Consider the following 18228-nt stretch of genomic DNA (forward strand, 5'->3'; position numbering starts at 1 on the left):
GCAAGCAACACTTACTTCTGCTTCACACCTTCGAGACTGATATCCAGGTCCAGGGTCTGCGAAGTGGCGCCCGGGCCCTTGATGCCGAAGTCGTTCAGGTTGAGGGTGGTGGTGGCGTTGAAGCCAGCACGCTCACCGCCCCACGGGTCCTTGCCTTCACCGTTGAAGGTGGCCTTGAAGGTGACGGGCTTGGTCACGCCGTGCAGGGTCAGGTCACCGGTCACGTCGGCGGTCTTGTCACCGGTCGATTTCACAGCGGTGGACACGAACTTGGCGTTTGGATACTTCTTCACGTCCAGGAAGTCGGCGCTGGCGATGTGCTTGTCACGCTCGGCGTGGTTGGACCACAGGCTGGCGGTTTTCAGGTCGACATTGATTTTACTGGCTTCAGGCTTGGCGCTGTCCCAGGTGAAGGCGCCATCGAAGTCCTTGAAGGTACCGTGGATGAAGCTGTAGCCCAGGTGGCTGATCTTCCAGTCGACGAACGCGTGCTGGCCTTCCTTGTCGATCTTGTAATCGGCTGCCATGGCCTGGCCAGCGGAGAACAGGGCGGTACCGAGCGCCAGAGCGGCAAAAGTCTTTTTCAACATCCTTTCTATTCCTTGCAATTGAGGTTGAGAGTCAAGCTTTGCGGCCCAGCATACGGCTCAGGGTCGCGTCACGGTCGATGAAATGATGCTTGAGGGCGGCAAGGCCGTGCAGCACGGCGAAAATCACCACGCCCCAGGCCAGCCACAAATGAACCACGCCAGCCAGGTCCGCCTGGTCGGGCAGGTCGCTGATCAGCGCCGGCACCTCGAACAGGCCGAACACCGGTATACCGACACCGTCGGCGGTGGAAATCAGGTAACCGGCAATCATCACCGCAAACAGGCCCAGGTACAGCGCCAGGTGCCCCAGCTTGGCCGCCACGCGGGTAACTGCCCCGTGGTTGGCCGGTGCCGGTGGTGGTGGGCTGATGAAGCGCCACAACACACGCAACAGCATCACTGCCAGCAATACCAAGCCGATGCTCTTGTGCAGGTCTGGGCCGGATTTGCGCCAAGGGCTGTAGTAGTCGAGCCCGACCATCCACAGGCCCAGGCCGAACAGGCCGAAGACCGCCAGCGCCACGCCCCAGTGCAGGACAATGCTGACCGCGCCGTAGCGAGAAGATGAGTTGCGCAGTTGCATGATGACGTGTTTCCCCGTGAAAGCTGTACACAGACTAACGCGTAACGTATCGAATAAAAGCTGAAAAAATTGCTTTGGATTATCGACAAATCCGATAGTTAGTGTGCGAGTTTGCTATTAAGGAAACATTAACGATAGCGGGTAATTCTAGGTTGTCAGCTGCGGCCCTATCGTTGGCAAGCCGGCGATAGGGCCAGTACAGGCATCACATCAGTTGGCGTTGGCCTGGGTGTTGGCCACGGCTTTCTTCGCAGGCTCCGATTTGGCGGTAGCCTTCTTGGCCTCCACAGGCTTGTGCGCTTGCTTCGCCGCCGGCTTGTGCGCTGGCGCATGCTTGGCCGGTGCTGCCTTGTTGGGCGCTGGCTTGACAGGCTCTTGCTTGGCGACCGGTGCCGGTACCACAGGCGCCGGAGCGGCTACAGGAGCGGGCGCCGGCGCCACTTCTTCGGCCTTGGCAATTGGCGCAGTCTGCACCTCTGGCTTGTCCGCACCGCCGAACATGCGCGAGAAGAACCCTGGCTTGTCCTGCTTGGCGTCTTCAGCCTTCATCGGTTCAGCCTTGGCAGGGGCCTTGTCGGCTTTATCACCTTTGTCGGACGAGCCGCCAAACATGATCGAGAAGAACCCGCCCTTGTCTTTGCTCGCCGCCGCACCCGCTGCCGCTGCCGCCGCGACCGGCACAGCCTTGGCGGGGTCGAACGACTTGCCGGCCAGCAGGTCCTGCACCTGGCTGGCGGCACGTTGGCCGCTGCGCAGGGCGCCTTCCAGGGTGCCTGGGTAGAGCGCATCGGTGTGTTCGCCGGCAAAGGTTATGCGTTGTACCGGGCGCTCCCACAGGCGCCAGTACTTGCTGATCTGCCCCGGGCCGTACGCCAGGTAGGCACCGCCAGTGCCGGCGTCGGTGCTGTAGCGCTTGACCTCATAGCCGGTGAACGCACCGCGGGCCTGTGGATAGAACGCATGCAGGCGGATCAGTACCTGGTCGACCATCTGCTTGTCGCCAAATGCCTGCAACAGGCGGGCATTGTCACCCGACAGGTTGATCACCACGTTGGCGCCACCCTTGAGCGCCGGCTCGATCCACAGCATGCCCAGGCCTGCGTTGCTGAAAATTTCTCCAGACATGCGCGAGCGGCTTTCCCACACTGGCTGCTTGAACTTGAGCATCAGCTGGTCGCGCCAGCCATAGTTGGTGCCTTTCAGTGCCGCAACGTGCTGGGTGTCCAGGCCCGGGGTCATCTGGATCTTGGCCAGCGCCCGCAAAGGCACGGCCATGACCAGGTAGTCGGCCTGGTAGCTGGTGCTGCCGACCTTGACCGTGACACCGTCCTTGTCCTGCACGATGGCGGTGACCGGCGAGCTGGTCTTGATCGTTTTCAGCTGTTTGACGAAGGCCTGGGCCAGCACCGGGCTGCCGCCCGGCAGGCGCGATGCACGCAGGTCACGGTCGCTGACGCCGCGGTAGACGCGGTTCTGCTGGGCGAAGTACAGCAGCGACAGGCGCGACGGTTCATCGTAGCGGCTACGAATCTGCTGGTTGACCAGCTGTCGCGCGGTGCTCGGCAGCTGCAGCTTGTCGAGCCAGGTGGACACGTTCATCTGGTCAAGGGCAAACAGCGTGCTGGTCGCCTGCGGCTTGAGCGGGTCATCGATCGACCGGGCCAGGTCGTCGAGGGTTTTTTCGTAACGCTTGAGCGCCTCGGCGGTGGCCGGCTGTTTGCTGGCCAGATCGCTGGCGCTGAAGTACTCACCGTCGATCAGGTAGCCCGGCGTACGGACGAACTCCGGCGCCGGCAGGGTTTCCAGCTTGAAGCGGTCGAGGTACTGGTTGAGCACCGGCTGGGCCTTGCTGTTGCCGATCCACTCGCTGGTGGCCAGGCCCGAACGGCCGCCCATGCCCGACTTGGCTTCCAGCAAAGTCACCTGCCAGCCCTTGTCCTGCAGTTCGTAGGCAGCAGTCAGGCCTGCCAGGCCACCACCCACCACGATTGCCGAAGGTGTCTTGTCCTTCGCCAGCGCGGCGCCGCTGGACACACCGATCAATACCAACGCGCACAGGCGCACCCAAGCAGCAGCCATGATGGCGAACTCCGAGTTGACGTTACAGAAATGGGAAGAGGCAGGAATGCCCCGAGAGACTATGCGTTAAGAATACGTCAGGTCTGGGCACCCTGCCACCACAGCGACATCAAGTGCCTTTGGCAACTGGCATTTTTGCCAGTAGCCAAGGCTCCCGGGCCTGCGCAATGCTGGTGCAAGGTGGCCAAAAATCCGACAAAAGGAGCCGCGAATGATCTATGAGGAGCATTTCGCACACGTCAAACGGCAGTTCCTTACGCACAAACAGACGCTGCTCACGCCATCAGGCTTGAGCATCCGCTCGAACGGCACTTCCTGGACGGGCTTTCATGAAGCCTTCAAGGGCGATGAGGGTACCGAGCTTGTGATCGGCGAGCAGAGTGACGTGGAGATCACCTTCAGCCAGGAAGTCGAGAGCCTTCGCCTCGAGTACTACGTGGTCAGCGATCAGCACTTCGAAGATGTGCAATTGCTGCTGGACACCGATGGTTACGACACCGGCCCCTTCGCCCCGGCCCCGCGCAACTTCTACTGGCTCACGCTTTCGGGCAGCGGGTTTACCGAGTTCATGCCCGGCCCGATCTCCACCCAACCGTACCATCAGCTACTGGCCGGGCCGTTTCGGCGCCTGACCATTTCCACTTCTCAAGCCGGCACCGTCCACATTCGCAAGCTCGAATGGACCCGCACCTGCCGCCATTGAGCCGCAGCGGTTGTTCTACCTCCCGGCATTGCTTAGGCTTACGCGGTCAAACCAAGCCGTAACGCCAGGAGAAGCGCCGATGGGCCTCAATGATCAGTGGATGCAGCGTGACCTCAAGGTCCTGTGGCACCCCTGCACCCAGATGAAAGACCACGAGCAGCTGCCGCTGATCCCGATCAAGCGCGGCGAAGGGGTGTGGCTCGAGGACTTCGAAGGCAAGCGCTACCTGGATGCCGTCAGCAGCTGGTGGGTCAATGTGTTCGGCCACGCCAACCCACGCATCAACCAGCGCATCAAAGACCAGGTCGACCAGCTCGAGCATGTGATCCTGGCAGGCTTCAGCCACCAGCCGGTGATCGAACTGTCCGAACGCCTGGTGGCCATGACGCCGGCCGGGCTGGATAGGGTGTTCTACGCCGACAATGGCTCTTCGTGCATCGAAGTGGCGCTGAAGATGAGCTTCCACTACTGGCTGAACATCGGCAAACCGTCAAAAAAACGCTTCGTCACCCTGACCAACAGCTACCACGGCGAGACCATTGCCGCGATGTCGGTGGGCGACGTGCCGCTGTTCACCGAAACCTACAAGGCGTTGCTGCTCGACACCATCAAGGTGCCTAGCCCGGACTGCTACCTGCGCCCCGAGGGCATGGGTTGGGAAGAACATTCGCGCAACATGTTCCAGGCCATGGAACAGACCCTGGCCGAGCATCACGAAACCATCGCTGCAGTGATCATCGAGCCTTTGATCCAGGGCGCCGGCGGCATGCGCATGTACCACCCGGTCTACCTCAAGCTGCTGCGCGAGGCCTGCGACCGTTATGGCGTACACCTGATTCACGATGAAATCGCCGTTGGTTTCGGCCGCACCGGCACGATGTTCGCCTGTGAGCAGGCCGGCATCCGCCCCGACTTCCTGTGCCTGTCCAAGGCGCTGACCGGCGGTTACCTGCCGCTGGCCGCCTGCGTGACCACCGACACGGTGTACCAGGCGTTCTACGACGACTACCCGACCCTGCGCGCGTTCCTCCATTCGCATAGCTACACCGGTAACCCGCTGGCGTGCGCCGCTGCGTTGGCGACCCTCGATATCTTCGAGCAGGACAACGTGATCGAGGCCAACAAGGCGTTGTCTGCGCGCATGGCCAGCGCCACGGCGCACCTGGCCGATCATGCCCATGTCGCGGAAATCCGCCAGACCGGCATGGCCCTGGCGATCGAGATGGTCCAGGACAAGGCCGGCAAGGTCGCCTACCCGTGGCAGGAGCGCCGTGGCCTGAAGGTGTTCGAGCATGCCCTGACCCGCGGTGCGTTACTGCGCCCGCTGGGCAGCGTGGTGTACTTCCTGCCGCCTTACGTGATTACCCCGGAACAGATCGACTTCCTCGCCGAAGTCGCCACTGAGGGCATCGATATCGCGACCCGGGACAGCGTCAGTATCGCCGTGCCAGCCAACTTCCACCCGGATTTCCGCGATCCGGGCTGACCAAACAGCCATCGCACTGCCTTGTAGAAGCGGCCTTGTGTCGCCGCGGGTTCAGCGTCGCTGCGACATTAACGGGGCCGCTCTGCGGCCCTTTCGCGACACAAGGCCGCTCCCACAGGGGCACGATGTCCAACCTTCTTTCCGAGCAGAACCATGAGACTGTCCCGCTTCTTTATCGACGCCCCCCTGAGCCTTGGCGAGCACGACCTGCCCGAGGCCCAGGCCCACTACATTGGCCGCGTATTGCGCATGGCCGCCGGCGATGCCGTGCAGCTGTTCGATGGCAGTGGCCAGGAATACCTCGGCCAGCTGCTGGAAGTGGGCAAGAAAACCGTGCGCGTGAGCCTCGATCAGGCCCTCCCCGGCCAGGCCGAGTCGTCGCTGCACATCCACCTCGGTCAGGGCCTGTCCCGTGGCGAGCGCATGGATTGGGCGATTCAGAAGGCCACCGAATTGGGCGCCAACGAAATCACGCCGATCGTCAGCGAGCGCTGCGAAGTGCGCCTGAAGGATGAGCGTGCCGACAAACGCCTGGCCCACTGGCGCCAGGTAGCGATCAGCGCCTGTGAGCAGTGCGGCCGTTCGACCTTGCCAGTGATCCACCCGCCCGTAAGCCTGGCGGATTGGATCAAAAGCAGCGACGCGGACCTCAAGCTGGTGCTGCACCCAGTTGCCGAGCCACTGACCAGCCATGCCAAGCCGGCACGCCTGGCCTTCCTCATCGGCCCCGAAGGCGGCCTGAGCGATGCCGAGGTCGAGCAGGCCAAGGGCGCCGGCTTCCACGCCGCCCGCCTTGGCCCGCGCGTACTGCGGACCGAAACAGCGCCGGTGGTGGCGCTGTCGGTGGCGCAGCAATTGTGGGGTGATTTTTCGTAGGGGATGCCAGGGGATTGTTTTCGCCTATCAGATCGAGCGCCGCCCGCGCGGCGCTCAACCCCCTAACGCACGTACAGTGACACCGCCACGAAGTGCATCAGGCTGCCGGCAATCACGAACAGGTGCCAGATGCCATGCCAATGGCGGAAGCGGCTGTCGAACGCGAAGAAGATGATCCCCACCGTGTAGAACACCCCACCGGCCGCCAGCCAGGCGAAGCCAGCGGTGCCGAGGCTGTGCAGCAGCGGCTTGACCGCCACCAGGACAATCCAGCCCATTACCGCGTAGATGATGATCGACAGGACCCGTGCCTCGGAGCGCGGCTTGATTTCCTGGAGCATGCCAAGCACCGCCAGCCCCCAGACCACACCGAACAGGCTCCAGCCCCAGGGCCCGCGCAGGCTGACCAGGCAGAACGGCGTGTAGCTGCCGGCAATCAGCAGGTAGATCGACAGGTGATCGAGCTTGCGCATGATCACCTTCGCCCGGCCGCGAGTGCTGTGGTAGAGGGTCGAAATGCTGTAAAGCAGCAGCAGTGTGCCGCCGTAGATGGAGAAACTGACGATCTTCCAGGGGTCGCCCTGCAGGCCTGCGACGACGATCAGCCAGATGGCACCGAGGCCGGCCAGAATGGCACCGACGAGGTGGGTCCAAGCGTTGAAACGTTCACCGTAATACATGCAAACACAGACCTCCTTGGATGGGCTGGGTTCCTCATCCTGACAGTGGTGTACCTGTGGGAGCGGGCTTGCCCCGCGAAAAGGCCAGCCGCAGCACCATCCTACCCAAGCACAGGTTGCAGTCGCGCGTCACGCACCAGCCTCTCCAGCCCGATCAGGTCCGGCACCCGTGCCACCTGCTCGCCCACCTGCACCGCCGCCAGCTCCAGGCTACCCAGCGCCACATCCACATAGTTGAGCTGGCTGTCGAGCTTGCACGAGCGCGGAATGTCCTGCAGCAGCACCGCCAGGTAACGCAGCCCGGTATCGCCGAGCGCGTTCAACACGACGATACGCGCCCGCTCGCCGCACGGTGTCTCTGTGCCACAAGCCGCCTCGAAACCGATCAGCGGCAGGTGCTGCTGGCGCCAATCGATCCACCCCAGGTGCCAAGCCGGCTCGCCGCGCTGGCACACCAGGTTGCGCTGGCCAATCAGTTCCGCCACGGCGACATTGGGCAGCACCAGCGTGCGGTCGCCCAACGGCAGCAGCAAACCGGTCAGGCTGCTGCGCTGGCCTGAGATCAGTTCAAGCATGGGTCTGGCTCCAGTGGGCGATGCTCTGCAGCAGCACCGACTCCTGATAGGGTTTGCCCAGGTAGTCGTTGACACCGATGGCCATGGCCCGGTCACGGTGCTTCTGCCCGGTGCGCGAAGTGATCATGATGATGGGGAGGTCTTTAAGACGCTGGTCACGGCGAATACGGGCGGCCACTTCAAAGCCGTCCATACGCGGCATTTCGATGTCCAGCAGCAACACGTCCGGGCGGTGCTCTTCCAGCAAGGCCATGGCGTCGACACCGTCCTTGGCCGTCAGCACGCTCATGCCATGGCGCTCCAGCAGGCGGCTGGTGACTTTGCGCACGGTCACCGAGTCGTCCACCACCATCACCAGCAACGCCCTACGCGGTGCCGGCCCGAACAGCGTGCGCTGTACCCCGCTACCGGCCGGCAAGCGTGCCAGGCGCCGTTGCTGGCCGCGCAGCTGGCCGAGCAGATCAAGAATCAGCACCACCCGGCCATCACCGAGCAAGGTGGCGCCCGACAGCCCCGCGACAGCCGCGAACTGGGGGCCAAGGCTTTTCACCACGATCTCGCGGCTGGGCGACAGGCTGTCGACCTGAATGGCGAACGACTGCTCCTGGGAGTGCACCAGCAGCACCGGCAACGGCACGCTCTGGCCCAGCAGGCTGGGGCGTGGCAAGCCTTGCAGCAGCTCACCCAGGTAGCGCAATTCGTACGTGTGGCCGGCATAAACGTAATGGGGCACGTCTTGCTGATAGCAGGCGGCCAGCTCGGCTGGCGGCACGCGGACGATGCCCTCGATGGTGTTGAGCGGGATGGCGTACTGCTCTTCGCCCAGGTGCACCATCACCGCGCGGTTGATCGACACGGTGAAAGGCAGTCGGATCAGGAAGCGTGCGCCCTTGCCTGGGGCCGACTCGATACTCATCGAGCCACCTAGTTGCTTGACCTCTTCGTGGACCACGTCCATGCCAAGGCCACGCCCGGAAATCTGAGTGATCTTCTCGGCCGTGGAAAAGCCCGGGCGCAAGATGAATTGCAGGATCTCGTGGTCGCTCAGGTGTGCCTGCGGGTCCAGCAAGCCACGTTTGATCGCCTTGCGCCGCACGGCCTCCAGCGGCACGCCGGCGCCATCGTCGGTCATCTCGATGACGATATCGGCGCCCTCATGCAGCAGATTCAGGTGAATGGTGCCCAACTCCGGCTTGCCGGCCGCCAGGCGCGCCTCACGTGTTTCCAGGCCATGGTCGACGGCATTGCGCAGCATGTGCTCGAGCGGCGCCACCATGCGCTCGAGCACACTGCGGTCGAGCTCGCCCTCGGCATTGCCGACCACCAGCTCGACCTGCTTGCCCAGCTCGCTGGCCACCTGGCGCACCACCCGCTGCAAGCGCGGCACCAGGCGCTCGAACGGCACCATCAAGGTCGCGGTCAGGCCTTCCTGCAACTGGCTGTTCACCCTCGCCTGCTGTTGCAGCAGGCTCTGGGCCTCCTGCGCACGCTGGGCCAATGTCTCTTTCAGGTCGAGCAGGTCGGATGCCGATTCGAACAGCGCCCGAGACAACTGCTGCAGCTGCGAATGGCGGTCCATTTCCAGCGGGTCGAAGTCTTCGTAGGCGTCACCCTCGAACGGCTGGCGGCTGCTGATCCGCCCTTGGGTTTCCATGTCCAGGCGCAGCAGCTGGTCGCGCATGCGCTCCAGCGTGGTTTCCATCTCGTTCAGGGCAAACTGGGCATCGTTGACTTGTTGCTCGATACGCCCGCGGATGACGGAGTGCTCGCCAGCCAGGTTGCCGAGGTCGTCGAGCAGTTCGGCATCCACCTTGACCATGTCGCCAGGCGCCCGCTCCGGGGCAGCAGCAGCCACCTCGGCGGGCGCGGCCTCGGCCTGCGCCTGCCCGGCGGCACTGTCGGTCAGGGCGGCGCTGCTGAAGTTACGGATGTAGTCGATCAGCGCGGTGGCGGCATGCAGCGGCTGGCCCAGGCGCACGGCATCGAGCATGTGCGCCAGGCGGTCATGGCAGTTTTGCAACAGGGCGAACAACGGCGCAGTCGGCGGCAAACGCCCAGCGGCCAGCAGTTCGTAAAGAAATTCCAGCTCGTGGGCCAGGTCGCCGATGGCGGCGATTTCGACCATTCGTGCGCCGCCCTTGAGCGTGTGCAGGTCACGCAGCAGGTTGTCCACTTCAACGCTGCTGCGCGGGTCGGCCTGCCAGCGCGCCAGGGCCGCGCCGGCGCTTTCGACGATGTCCGAGCTTTCTTCGAGGAAGACTTCCAGCAGTTCCTTGTCACCCGGGTTATCGGCCTCTTCGGCCGGCTCCAGGGGGGCATCGAGCACAGTCACCGACCCAGGTGCCACCAGGCCTGTGGCATCGGGCGCCAAGGCGCCGTCGAGCAAATTGCGCAGGCCATCGGTGCAGTCCGGCCGGGCGGTCAGCTCCTGGCCAGCCGCTACCTCGTCAAGCATGTCGAGCAGCACCTCGTGGGCCTGCCGGGCCTGGGCGAAGAAACGCGCATCAGCAGCCAGGCTGCCCTCTTCCACTGCGCCGTAGAGGTCCAGCAGCGCTTCGCAGACATCGTCCATTTGCCACAGGTCGGCCAGGTGCGCACCGTGGCAGAGGGTGGTCAGTTCATCGAGCAAGGTGTCCAGCGACTGGCGCTGCCCGGGTTGCTCCTGCCAGCGCGACAGCAACGACTCGGCGTCCAACAGGATGTCCATGGCTTGGGCCAGGAAGTTTGCGATCAATTGCGGGTCGCGCCTGCCCCGGCGCGCCTGCAGCGGCTCGTCATGCACGCTGGCAAGCCGCGCGTCCACCGCCTCGCCGACCTGCTCGATCAGCTCGGCCGCACCGGGTATGGCGGCCAACGGCGTGCTGCTCAATTGCGCCAACCCCGCTTCAAACAAAGCCCGCGCCGCTTCCAGCCATTCGATTTCGGCCACCTGCAATGGGAACTGGTGGCCCCGGTACTCGCGCACCAGGCGGTCGAAGGCAGTCGCCAGCTCGGCGATCGGTAACACGCCAGCCATCGCCGCGCTGCCTTTGAGCGTGTGCAGGGCGCGCTGCAGGCCATCGCTGACAACGGTGCCCTGGCCATCGGCGGCCTGCAGGAATGCGTCCAGGCTGGCCAGGTGGCCCTGGGCCTCATTGCGAAAGATGTCCAGCAACAGCGGGTCGAGGCCATCGATCTCGGCACTGGCCGGTGCATCGTTTTCCGCCAGTGCATGCAGGTGGCTCGCCAATTGCTCGATCTCGGTCACCTGGGGCATCTGGCCGGCAGCAAAGTCGGCCAGCAGGTCGGGCAGGTGCACGACTACCTGCTGCAAGGCCACCACGCCTTCCGGGGCCAGCGTCATGCGCCCCTCCAGCACCCGGTTGAGCAGATGCTCGCCGCCCCAGGCCAGTTCGGCGACCGCCTGGGCATGGACCATGCGGCCACTGCCTTTGAGCGTATGCAGGTCGCGGCGTACCTCCAGCAAGGCATCGCGCAGGGTATTGTCGGCACGCCAGCGCAACCAGTGCCGCTCGATCTCTGGCAGCAACTCGCCGGCTTCCTCGAGGAACACCTCGCGCAGTTCATCATCGATGCCGTCGGTGCTGCCGTCCTGCTCAACGCCGGCATCACCGTGCGAGCACTGCACGCCCAGCGCCGACAAGCTTGCGCGGGCCATGTCGAGGAAGGGCTGGCCATCGGCCAGCGGGTCGGCAACCCGCCATTGCAGGTAGCACTCGCTGGCGCTGAGGGCGTCAGCCAGGTGGTTCAGCTCGTCCGCTGGCGGCTCCACGTCAAGATGCTGCAGCCAGCGCTGCACATAGCCCGCACAGCCGGCGAACACTTCGGCAGCCGCTGGCAGCATCAGCATCGCCAGCGCACCTCGCACCTGCTGCAGCAGGCCCGGCAAGGGCTGCAGGCGCTGGCGCGGCCAGTCGGACTCAAGGCAATCGCCGATCAGGTCCTTGGCCTGCTGCAGCACATTCAGCGATTCGTTCAGCACCAGCTGGCGAATTTCGGCCAAGTCCGAACCGGGCAGGCCGCCCTGCCCGCCTTCCTCCAGCGGGCCGACCATGCCATTGAGGCTTGCCTCCACGTACAGCAAGGCGCCTGCCACATCCATGAGCACCGCGTCATTTGCCGCGCGTTCGCCCTGGGCCACGGCTTGCAGGGCCAGCACCTGGTCGACGATCACCCGCCGTGGCTGCTGAAAACCCAGGACCGCGAGGGTATCGGCAACATGGCGCAAGGGTGACAGCAGGCTGTCCAGCTGCTCGCTGTGCTGGCGATCACCCCGCACGAACTGGTCCAGGCGCTCCTTGATGCGCATCAGGTCATCGCACAAGGCGCTGATCACCGAGCGCAACGCATCACGCCCGGGCCCTGCCTGAATCTGATCACGCCAGTTGCTCAACGACAGGTCGAGGTTGGCCAGGTCGTCGGAGCCTGCAAAGCGCTGGGCTGCGCCGCTGATCAAGCTACCCTGGGCCAACGGCTCGACACCGCGGCAGGCGCGCAACTGGTTGAGCAACGGCAGCATCACCAGCGGCAGGTCATGCCGCGCCCCGCGCAGCCGCTCCAGGTACGACGGCAGTTGCTCCAGGCCACGGAACAGCGGCCCCAGGCAGTCACCGCGCGGGCTGACCTGGCCTTCGGCAATGGCCCTGGCCAACAGCTCCAGCTCTTCGGCCAGGCGCGTGGCACCGCGCAGTTCCAGCATGCGCAGGCAGCCATGCACCTGGTGCAGGTTGTCCACCACGAACCCTAGCAAGGACAAGTCGTCCGTCGCCCCGGCAAAGCGCTCCAGGGCTTGGCGCGCCTGGCCCAGGCAGTCGAGGATGGCCGCCCGCGTCCAGGCCAGGGCCACGGTATCGTGGCGTTCGGGGCTTACGGCTGCAGCCATGACCATTCCTTAGCGCCGCTCGGCCGGTGCTGGCAAAGTAAACCCGGACACCGAGCGGCGCATCTCGCTGGCCATCCGTGCCAGGTGGCGGATGCTGTCGGCGGTGGCCCCGGAGCCGGCGGAGGTTTGCGCGGTGATCTGCTGGATGACCGCCATGGTGTGGGAAATCTGCCCTGCAGAGGATGTCTGCAACTGGGCGGCATCCGAGATGCTGTGGATAAGTTCGGCGAGGTTTTGCGAAACCCCTTCGATTTCGGCCAGCGCCACCCCGGCGTCCTGCGCCAGCCGTGCGCCACGCACCACTTCGGCAGTGGTCTGCTCCATGGAAATCACCGCCTCGTTGGTGTCGGCCTGAATGGTCCGCACCAGCGCTTCGATCTGCCGCGTCGCCGAGGATGAGCGCTCCGCCAGGCGCTGGACTTCATCGGCAACCACGGCAAAGCCGCGGCCGGCCTCCCCCGCCAACGAGGCCTGGATAGCCGCGTTGAGGGCAAGAATGTTGGTCTGGTCGGCAATGTCGTCGATCAAGCTGACGATGTCGCCGATCTCTTGGGAAGACTCACCCAGGCGCTTGATCCGCTTGGCGGTGTCCTGGATCTGCTCGCGGATGTTGTCCATGCCGTTGATGGTGTTGTGCACCACCTCATTGCCCTTGTTGGCAATCGCCACCGAACGCTCGGCCACTTTGGCCGACTCGTAGGCATGCGCCGAAACCCGGTCGATCGACTCGACCATGTCGCCCACCGCCTCCGACGCCTCGCTGATCTGATCGGCCTGGTGCTCCGAGGCCTTGGCCAGCTGACGGGCGGTGTTCTGCGTGTCCTGCACCGCTGCAGCCACTTGCTCGGCGCTGTGGTTGATGGTGGCTACCAGGTCGCGCAACTGGTCCACGGAATAGTTGATCGAGTCGGCAATGGCCCCGGTGAAGTCTTCGGTCACCGACACCGTCACGGTCAGGTCGCCGTCGGCCAGCTCTTCGATTTCGTCGAGCAGGCGCATGATCGCCTGCTGGTTGCGCTCGTTCTTCTCGGCGGTTTCGTGCAACTGCCGGTGGGTGGCGCGCACCATCACCAGGCCGATCAGGATGATCGAGGCCAGCGCCAGCAGGCCCAGCACATAACCACCGACGGTATCCAGCGTGCGTCCGGCGGCCAGGTTCTCGAAGCCATTGGCCAGGTGCGAGGCTTCATCGAGCAGGGTTTGCGACAGGCTGAAGATGTTGCCGGCCGCTTCGCGCACACGGAACAGCTCCGGCGAGGTTTCGAGGATTTCATCGACCGAGCCTGCGACGAACTGGAACAGCTCGGCGATTTCGGCCAGCCGGGCACGGGCGTCGGCATCCTCGACGCGGGTGACCTGAATGGCTGGGTTGCCCGCCAGCATGCCTTCGAGCACCTGGCCAAACCGGCTGGCATCACGGCCGAAGGTGTCGGCGGCCTGCGCTGCTGTGTCGTCGCCGGCCAGCACGGTGTTGACCGACCCCAGAATGCGCTCGGCAAGCAGCAACTGCCGTTGTGCCACAACCACCTGGCTGGCCGGAGCACCGCTCTGCAGCAGGATCTCGACCACCTTCTCGTACTCCACCTGCAGCTGCGGCACGGTTTCGGCCAGGGTCGCCGCCACCTGGTGCAGCGACAATACAGTCTGTTCACTGGCAAGAATGGTATCGGTGTTCTTGCGCAGGTTTTCCCAGTCTTGGCGTACCGCCTCCATTTCATCCTTCACGGCGGCCGGCGCCGCCGGCAGGCCGGTGGACTTGTCACCTTCGCGCAGGTAGCTCCAACGCCGCTCGAAATCGTTGCGTGCATCCGACAGCAACTTGAAGGCCAGGGCCTTGCCAGCCGCCGCCTCGGTGGCGTTCTTGGCAATGCGCTGGGACAGCACGCGCAGTTCGCCGGCGTGGCCGATGTACTGCTTGTCGTGGTTGGACTGGGTATTGAGGTAAGCGAAATTGGCGAACAGCAGGATGATCGACAGGATCAGCACCACGAACAGCACGGTGATCTGCGCGATGCTGCGCGTGCGCGGGGTCATGCTGGAGGGGGCGACATTGGTGGCCGGCTTGTTCACGTTCGAAAGTCCTATAGCGCCACGTCTAGAAAGCCCGGCGCCTGGCACAGGGCGAAGGGGCTGAAAATCGCCCAGTTGCGTTCACGCGGGAAATGCCCCTGGACGAACCTTGCGGCGGCGCGAATCAACGGCTGTGGCGGCGCCAGCTCCAGGGTATCCAGGGCAAAGTGCTGCAGGCCCAGCACCTCGTCGACCAGCAGGCCGACGAACAGGTCCTCGTGGTCCAGCACCAGCACCCGCCGCTGCTTGCCCGGGGCCGCCGGGCCGAGGCCGAGAAAACTGCTCAGGTCCATCACCGGCAGCAACCGGCCGCGCAGGTTGGCCACCCCGCAGACCCACGGTTGCACCCCCGGCACACGGCTGCTGCGCGGCTCGCGCGACACCTCGGCCACCTCGCCCATTGGCGCGACGAACCACTGCCCGGCAATGCGAAAACCGATACCGCTCCATTGTTGCAGGCGGGTGTCCTGCAGCGGCTGGTCGGCCACCAGCAGGCGGCAGCGCCGGTCGATGTCCAGCAACAGCTCGAAGGCGGTCAGCGACGCGCCTTGGGGGCGGGTGGTCAAGCGCCCAGTACTTCTTTGAGCTTGGCGATCAACGCGTCTTCTTCCACGGGTTTGGTCAAGAAGTCGCGGGCGCCCTGCCGCGTGGCCCAGATCCGGTCGGTTTCCTGGTCCTTGGTGGTGACCACCACCACGGGGATGGCGCTGGTTTCCGGGTCCTTGCTCAGCTGGCGGGTGGCCTGGAAGCCGTTCATGCCAGGCATGACGATGTCCATCAGCACCGCATCCGGTTTTTCCTGGCGGGCCAGGGCCACACCGTCGGCGCCGTTGTTGGCCTTGAGCACTTGGTGGCCATGCTTCTCGAGCCATTCGGTCAATCTGTACATCTCTGTCGGCGAGTCGTCGACAATCAGAACTCGGGCCATGCTGTTTCCCCATCAGGAAAAAAAGGCCGTGCCACCTCGGGCGCGGTCAGGGTGCGTGTTGTTCGTGCGCAACGAAACCGGGCACATGGGCCTTGATCGCGTCGAGCAGTTCTTCCTTGCTGAATGGTTTGGTCAGGAACTGGTCAGAGCCGACCACCCGCCCGCGGGCTTTGTCGAACAGGCCATCGCGTGACGACAGGAGAATCACCGGGATGTCCTTGAAGGCACTGTTGTGCTTGATCACCGCACAGGTTTGATAGCCATCCAGGCGGGGCATCAGCACGTCGACGAAAATGATCTGCGGCTGGTGGTCGACGATCTTGGCCAGGGCATCGAAACCGTCGCTGGCGGTGATCACCTCGCAGCCCGCTTCGCCGAGCAACATCTGCGCGGTGCGGCGGATCGTGCGGGAATCGTCGATCACCATCACCTTCAGGGGCTGTTCCATAAGTCGCGCTACCATCGCTGCACAGTGTGGGCTGCAAGGCACTGATGGCTTGCAGCTTGAAGCTGAGGGCATTTTTAGCACACTCCGGGGGCCCGTTCCATCTGCCGCCCCCTTGACCCGCGGCGCTCACAGCGCCACCCTGAGCCACTTTTCTTTCGATTCACCGCGGCCACGGGCCGCCAAGAGGAACCACCCCATGAGCGTTCGCCTCGGCATTGTCATGGACCCGATCGCGTCCATCTCCTACAAGAAGGACAGCTCGCTGGCCATGCTGCTGGCCGCCCAGGCCCGCGGCTGGAGCCTGTTCTACATGGAGCAGCGCGACCTGTACCAGGGCGAAGGCAAGGCCCGCGCGCGGATGCGCCCATTGAAAGTGTTCGCCGACCCGGCGCGCTGGTTCGAGCTGGGCGACGAACAGGACAGCACCCTGGCCGAGTTGGACGTGATCCTGATGCGCAAGGACCCGCCGTTCGACATGGAGTTCGTCTACAGCACTTACCTGCTGGAACAGGCCGAGGCCGAAGGCGTGCTGGTGGTCAACCGCCCGCAGAGCCTGCGCGATTGCAACGAAAAACTGTTCGCCACGCTGTTCCCGCAGTGCACGCCGCCGACCCTGGTCAGCCGCCGCCCGGACATCATTCGGGAATTTGCGGCCAAGCACGGCGACGTGATCCTCAAGCCGCTGGACGGCATGGGCGGCACGTCGATCTTCCGCCACCGGGTTGGCGACCCCAACCTGTCGGTGATCCTCGAAACCCTCACCGCACTCGGCGCCCAGCAGATCATGGCCCAGGCCTACCTGCCGGCGATCAAGGACGGCGACAAGCGCATCCTGATGATCGACGGCGAGCCGGTCGACTACTGCCTGGCGCGCATCCCGGCCAGCGGCGAGACCCGCGGCAACCTGGCCGCCGGTGGCCGTGGCGAAGCACGCCCGCTGAGCGAGCGTGACCGCTGGATCGCCGCCCAGGTCGGCCCGACCCTGCGTGAAAAGGGCCTGCTGTTCGTCGGTCTGGACGTGATCGGCGACTACCTCACCGAAATCAACGTCACCAGCCCGACCTGCATTCGCGAGATCGATGCCGCCTACAACACCGATATCGGCGGCAAGCTGATGGATGCCATTGATCGCCAGCTGAAGGCGCGCTGACCGCCGACGCGAAGCAAAAGCCCGGAGTGGGGTATGATGCCAGTCCTTTTCGACTGAGCTGCTGCCCCGCCCTGCGGTTGCTGGATACCTGATGACGCTGCCCGCCGACATCCCTGCCGACCTGCTGCCACCCCGCGTTCGCCCGGTGGACCGGCTTGGCTTTACCCTGTTCCTGGCTGCCCTGGTGCACCTGGCGCTGATCCTCGGGGTCGGTTTCACCGTGGTCAAACCGGCTGAAATCCGCCAGACCATGGATATCACGCTGGCCACCTTCAAAAGCGAGAAGGCACCCGAGAAGGCCGATTACCAGGCACAGGCCAACCAGCAAGGCAGCGGCACCCTGGAAAAAAAGGCGGTGCCCACCACCACCGAGGTCGCGCCGTTCCAGGACAGCAAGATCAACAAGGTCACACCACCGCCCGCGGCCAAGCCCGAAGTCGTGCCGCCGCCTGCGCCGCAGAAGTCTGCCGTGGCCACCCAGGCGCCCAAGGCGCAGAAGGTCGAGCCCAAGCCCAAGGCAAGCAAACCGCAGCCAAAACCGGCAGCGGCCACGCCTGATTTCGACAGCTCGCAGCTGTCGAGCCAGATCGCGAGCCTTGAGGCCGAGCTGTCCAACGAACAGCAGATGTACGCCAAACGCCCGCGCATCCACCGGCTGAACGCGGCGTCGACCATGCGCGACAAGGGCGCCTGGTACAAGGAAGAGTGGCGCAAGAAGGTCGAGCGGGTGGGCAACCTCAACTACCCCGATGAAGCGCGCCGGCAGCAGATTTACGGCAACTTGCGGATGATGGTGTCGATCAACCGCGATGGCTCGTTGTATGAGGTACTGGTGCTGGAGTCGTCCGGCCAGCCGCTGCTGGACCAGGCCGCGCAGCGCATCGTGCGCCTGGCCGCGCCGTTTGCGCCGTTTACCGGGGACCTTGCCGAATACGACCGGCTGGAGATTATCCGCACCTGGCGGTTTGCCCGCGGGGATCGGCTTTCCAGTAACTGAGTGGCTGGGGCCCGCCGCTGATTCTCCATCGTTCATGAGATCGAGCGCCGCCCGCGCGGCGCATCGCGGCTAAAGCCGCTCCTTGTATCTCGACTTTCGCCTCCCAAGAGGCGAAAGTTCTCGACTGATCATCGAGGGAAGGTCTTGAAGCGGAGCCGCTCCTAGGGCATCGAGCCCGTAC

15 protein-coding genes are annotated in these 18228 nt (G+C 64.4%); 5 read left to right on the forward strand and 10 right to left on the reverse strand.

The features are described from left to right. Nucleotides 1-11: 11 nt before the first annotated feature. The 3 genes from ABEH27_RS21045 to ABEH27_RS21055 form a co-directional block, all read right to left on the reverse strand. Nucleotides 12-590 carry a YceI family protein gene (locus tag ABEH27_RS21045; RefSeq protein ID WP_346615407.1) on the reverse strand — a complete coding sequence of 193 codons (579 nt, stop codon included), beginning with the start codon at nt 588-590 and terminating at the stop codon, nt 12-14. A gap of 31 nt (nt 591-621) precedes the next feature. Continuing rightward, a complete protein-coding gene (locus tag ABEH27_RS21050) occupies nt 622-1173 on the reverse strand; it encodes a cytochrome b (RefSeq protein WP_346615408.1) in 552 nt (183 codons plus the stop codon). Nucleotides 1174-1383: 210 nt separating this feature from the next. After that, complete coding sequence (locus ABEH27_RS21055) at nt 1384-3252, reverse strand: FAD-dependent oxidoreductase (RefSeq protein WP_346615409.1); 1869 nt, start codon at nt 3250-3252, stop codon at nt 1384-1386. 211 nt (nt 3253-3463) lie between these two features. Between ABEH27_RS21055 and ABEH27_RS21060 the strand changes: the two genes are divergently transcribed. The 3 genes from ABEH27_RS21060 to ABEH27_RS21070 all read left to right on the forward strand — a co-directional run bounded on the left by ABEH27_RS21060 (nt 3464) and on the right by ABEH27_RS21070 (nt 6317). Beyond that, nucleotides 3464-3955, forward strand: a complete 492-nt coding sequence (locus tag ABEH27_RS21060; protein ID WP_346615410.1) for a hypothetical protein — start codon at nt 3464-3466, stop codon at nt 3953-3955. A 79-nt stretch (nt 3956-4034) separates the two neighbouring features. After that, the gene (locus tag ABEH27_RS21065) at nt 4035-5441 is read left to right on the forward strand and encodes an adenosylmethionine--8-amino-7-oxononanoate transaminase (RefSeq protein WP_346615411.1); all 1407 of its coding nucleotides are present in this window, start codon (nt 4035-4037) and stop codon (nt 5439-5441) included. A gap of 153 nt (nt 5442-5594) precedes the next feature. Continuing rightward, nucleotides 5595-6317 carry a 16S rRNA (uracil(1498)-N(3))-methyltransferase gene (locus tag ABEH27_RS21070; protein ID WP_346615412.1) on the forward strand — a complete coding sequence of 241 codons (723 nt, stop codon included), beginning with the start codon at nt 5595-5597 and terminating at the stop codon, nt 6315-6317. Nucleotides 6318-6379: 62 nt separating this feature from the next. Here the strand turns inward: ABEH27_RS21070 and ABEH27_RS21075 are convergent, their stop codons facing one another. From ABEH27_RS21075 to ABEH27_RS21105, 7 genes are all read right to left on the reverse strand, one after another. Beyond that, nucleotides 6380-6997: a hemolysin III family protein gene (locus ABEH27_RS21075; RefSeq protein ID WP_346615413.1), complete on the reverse strand. Its 618-nt coding sequence runs from the start codon at nt 6995-6997 to the stop codon at nt 6380-6382. A gap of 101 nt (nt 6998-7098) precedes the next feature. Then, complete coding sequence (locus ABEH27_RS21080; protein ID WP_346615414.1) at nt 7099-7572, reverse strand: chemotaxis protein CheW; 474 nt, start codon at nt 7570-7572, stop codon at nt 7099-7101. Then, complete coding sequence (locus ABEH27_RS21085; RefSeq protein WP_346615415.1) at nt 7565-12454, reverse strand: Hpt domain-containing protein; 4890 nt, start codon at nt 12452-12454, stop codon at nt 7565-7567. Before ABEH27_RS21085 ends, ABEH27_RS21080 begins: the two co-directional genes overlap by 8 nt. A 9-nt stretch (nt 12455-12463) precedes the next feature. Further along, nucleotides 12464-14488, reverse strand: a complete 2025-nt coding sequence (locus ABEH27_RS21090; protein ID WP_346615424.1) for a methyl-accepting chemotaxis protein — start codon at nt 14486-14488, stop codon at nt 12464-12466. A 47-nt stretch (nt 14489-14535) separates the two neighbouring features. Next, nucleotides 14536-15090, reverse strand: coding sequence for a chemotaxis protein CheW (locus tag ABEH27_RS21095; RefSeq protein WP_346615416.1), 555 nt, complete (start codon nt 15088-15090; stop codon nt 14536-14538). Next, nucleotides 15087-15452, reverse strand: coding sequence for a twitching motility response regulator PilH (gene pilH, locus ABEH27_RS21100; RefSeq protein ID WP_060509717.1), 366 nt, complete (start codon nt 15450-15452; stop codon nt 15087-15089). The genes ABEH27_RS21095 and pilH overlap by 4 nt, the downstream gene beginning before the upstream one ends. Before the next feature lie 46 nt (nt 15453-15498). After that, nucleotides 15499-15900 (reverse strand): response regulator, encoded by a 402-nt coding sequence (locus ABEH27_RS21105; RefSeq protein WP_346615417.1) that lies wholly within the window; start codon nt 15898-15900, stop codon nt 15499-15501. 196 nt (nt 15901-16096) lie between these two features. On the opposite strand from ABEH27_RS21105, the gene gshB reads away from it, so the two are divergent. Both gshB and ABEH27_RS21115 read left to right on the forward strand, forming a co-directional pair. Continuing rightward, on the forward strand, nt 16097-17050 hold the full coding sequence (gene gshB, locus ABEH27_RS21110) for a glutathione synthase (protein WP_346615418.1): 954 nt from the start codon (nt 16097-16099) through the stop codon (nt 17048-17050). A 91-nt stretch (nt 17051-17141) separates the two neighbouring features. Continuing rightward, nucleotides 17142-18047: an energy transducer TonB gene (locus ABEH27_RS21115; RefSeq protein WP_346615419.1), complete on the forward strand. Its 906-nt coding sequence runs from the start codon at nt 17142-17144 to the stop codon at nt 18045-18047. Nucleotides 18048-18228: the final 181 nt, after the last annotated feature.

The organism is Pseudomonas sp. P39-UII1 (assembly GCF_039672635.1).
Lineage (GTDB): Bacteria > Pseudomonadota > Gammaproteobacteria > Pseudomonadales > Pseudomonadaceae > Aquipseudomonas.

Bases quoted from the DNA above. Each gene is read 5' to 3' on its own strand.
- ABEH27_RS21075 (WP_346615413.1), bottom strand. From the start codon at position 6,997: ATGTATTACGGTGAACGTTTCAACGCTTGGACCCACCTCGTCGGTGCC.
- ABEH27_RS21055 (WP_346615409.1), bottom strand. From the start codon at position 3,252: ATGGCTGCTGCTTGGGTGCGCCTGTGCGCGTTGGTATTGATCGGTGTG.
- ABEH27_RS21060 (WP_346615410.1), top strand. From the start codon at position 3,464: ATGATCTATGAGGAGCATTTCGCACACGTCAAACGGCAGTTCCTTACG.
- ABEH27_RS21115 (WP_346615419.1), top strand. From the start codon at position 17,142: ATGACGCTGCCCGCCGACATCCCTGCCGACCTGCTGCCACCCCGCGTT.
- gshB (WP_346615418.1), top strand. From the start codon at position 16,097: ATGAGCGTTCGCCTCGGCATTGTCATGGACCCGATCGCGTCCATCTCC.
- ABEH27_RS21080 (WP_346615414.1), bottom strand. From the start codon at position 7,572: ATGCTTGAACTGATCTCAGGCCAGCGCAGCAGCCTGACCGGTTTGCTG.
- pilH (WP_060509717.1), bottom strand. From the start codon at position 15,452: ATGGCCCGAGTTCTGATTGTCGACGACTCGCCGACAGAGATGTACAGA.
- ABEH27_RS21065 (WP_346615411.1), top strand. From the start codon at position 4,035: ATGGGCCTCAATGATCAGTGGATGCAGCGTGACCTCAAGGTCCTGTGG.
- ABEH27_RS21090 (WP_346615424.1), bottom strand. From the start codon at position 14,488: ATGACCCCGCGCACGCGCAGCATCGCGCAGATCACCGTGCTGTTCGTG.
- ABEH27_RS21045 (WP_346615407.1), bottom strand. From the start codon at position 590: ATGTTGAAAAAGACTTTTGCCGCTCTGGCGCTCGGTACCGCCCTGTTC.
- ABEH27_RS21070 (WP_346615412.1), top strand. From the start codon at position 5,595: ATGAGACTGTCCCGCTTCTTTATCGACGCCCCCCTGAGCCTTGGCGAG.
- ABEH27_RS21050 (WP_346615408.1), bottom strand. From the start codon at position 1,173: ATGCAACTGCGCAACTCATCTTCTCGCTACGGCGCGGTCAGCATTGTC.
- ABEH27_RS21085 (WP_346615415.1), bottom strand. From the start codon at position 12,454: ATGGCTGCAGCCGTAAGCCCCGAACGCCACGATACCGTGGCCCTGGCC.
- ABEH27_RS21105 (WP_346615417.1), bottom strand. From the start codon at position 15,900: ATGGAACAGCCCCTGAAGGTGATGGTGATCGACGATTCCCGCACGATC.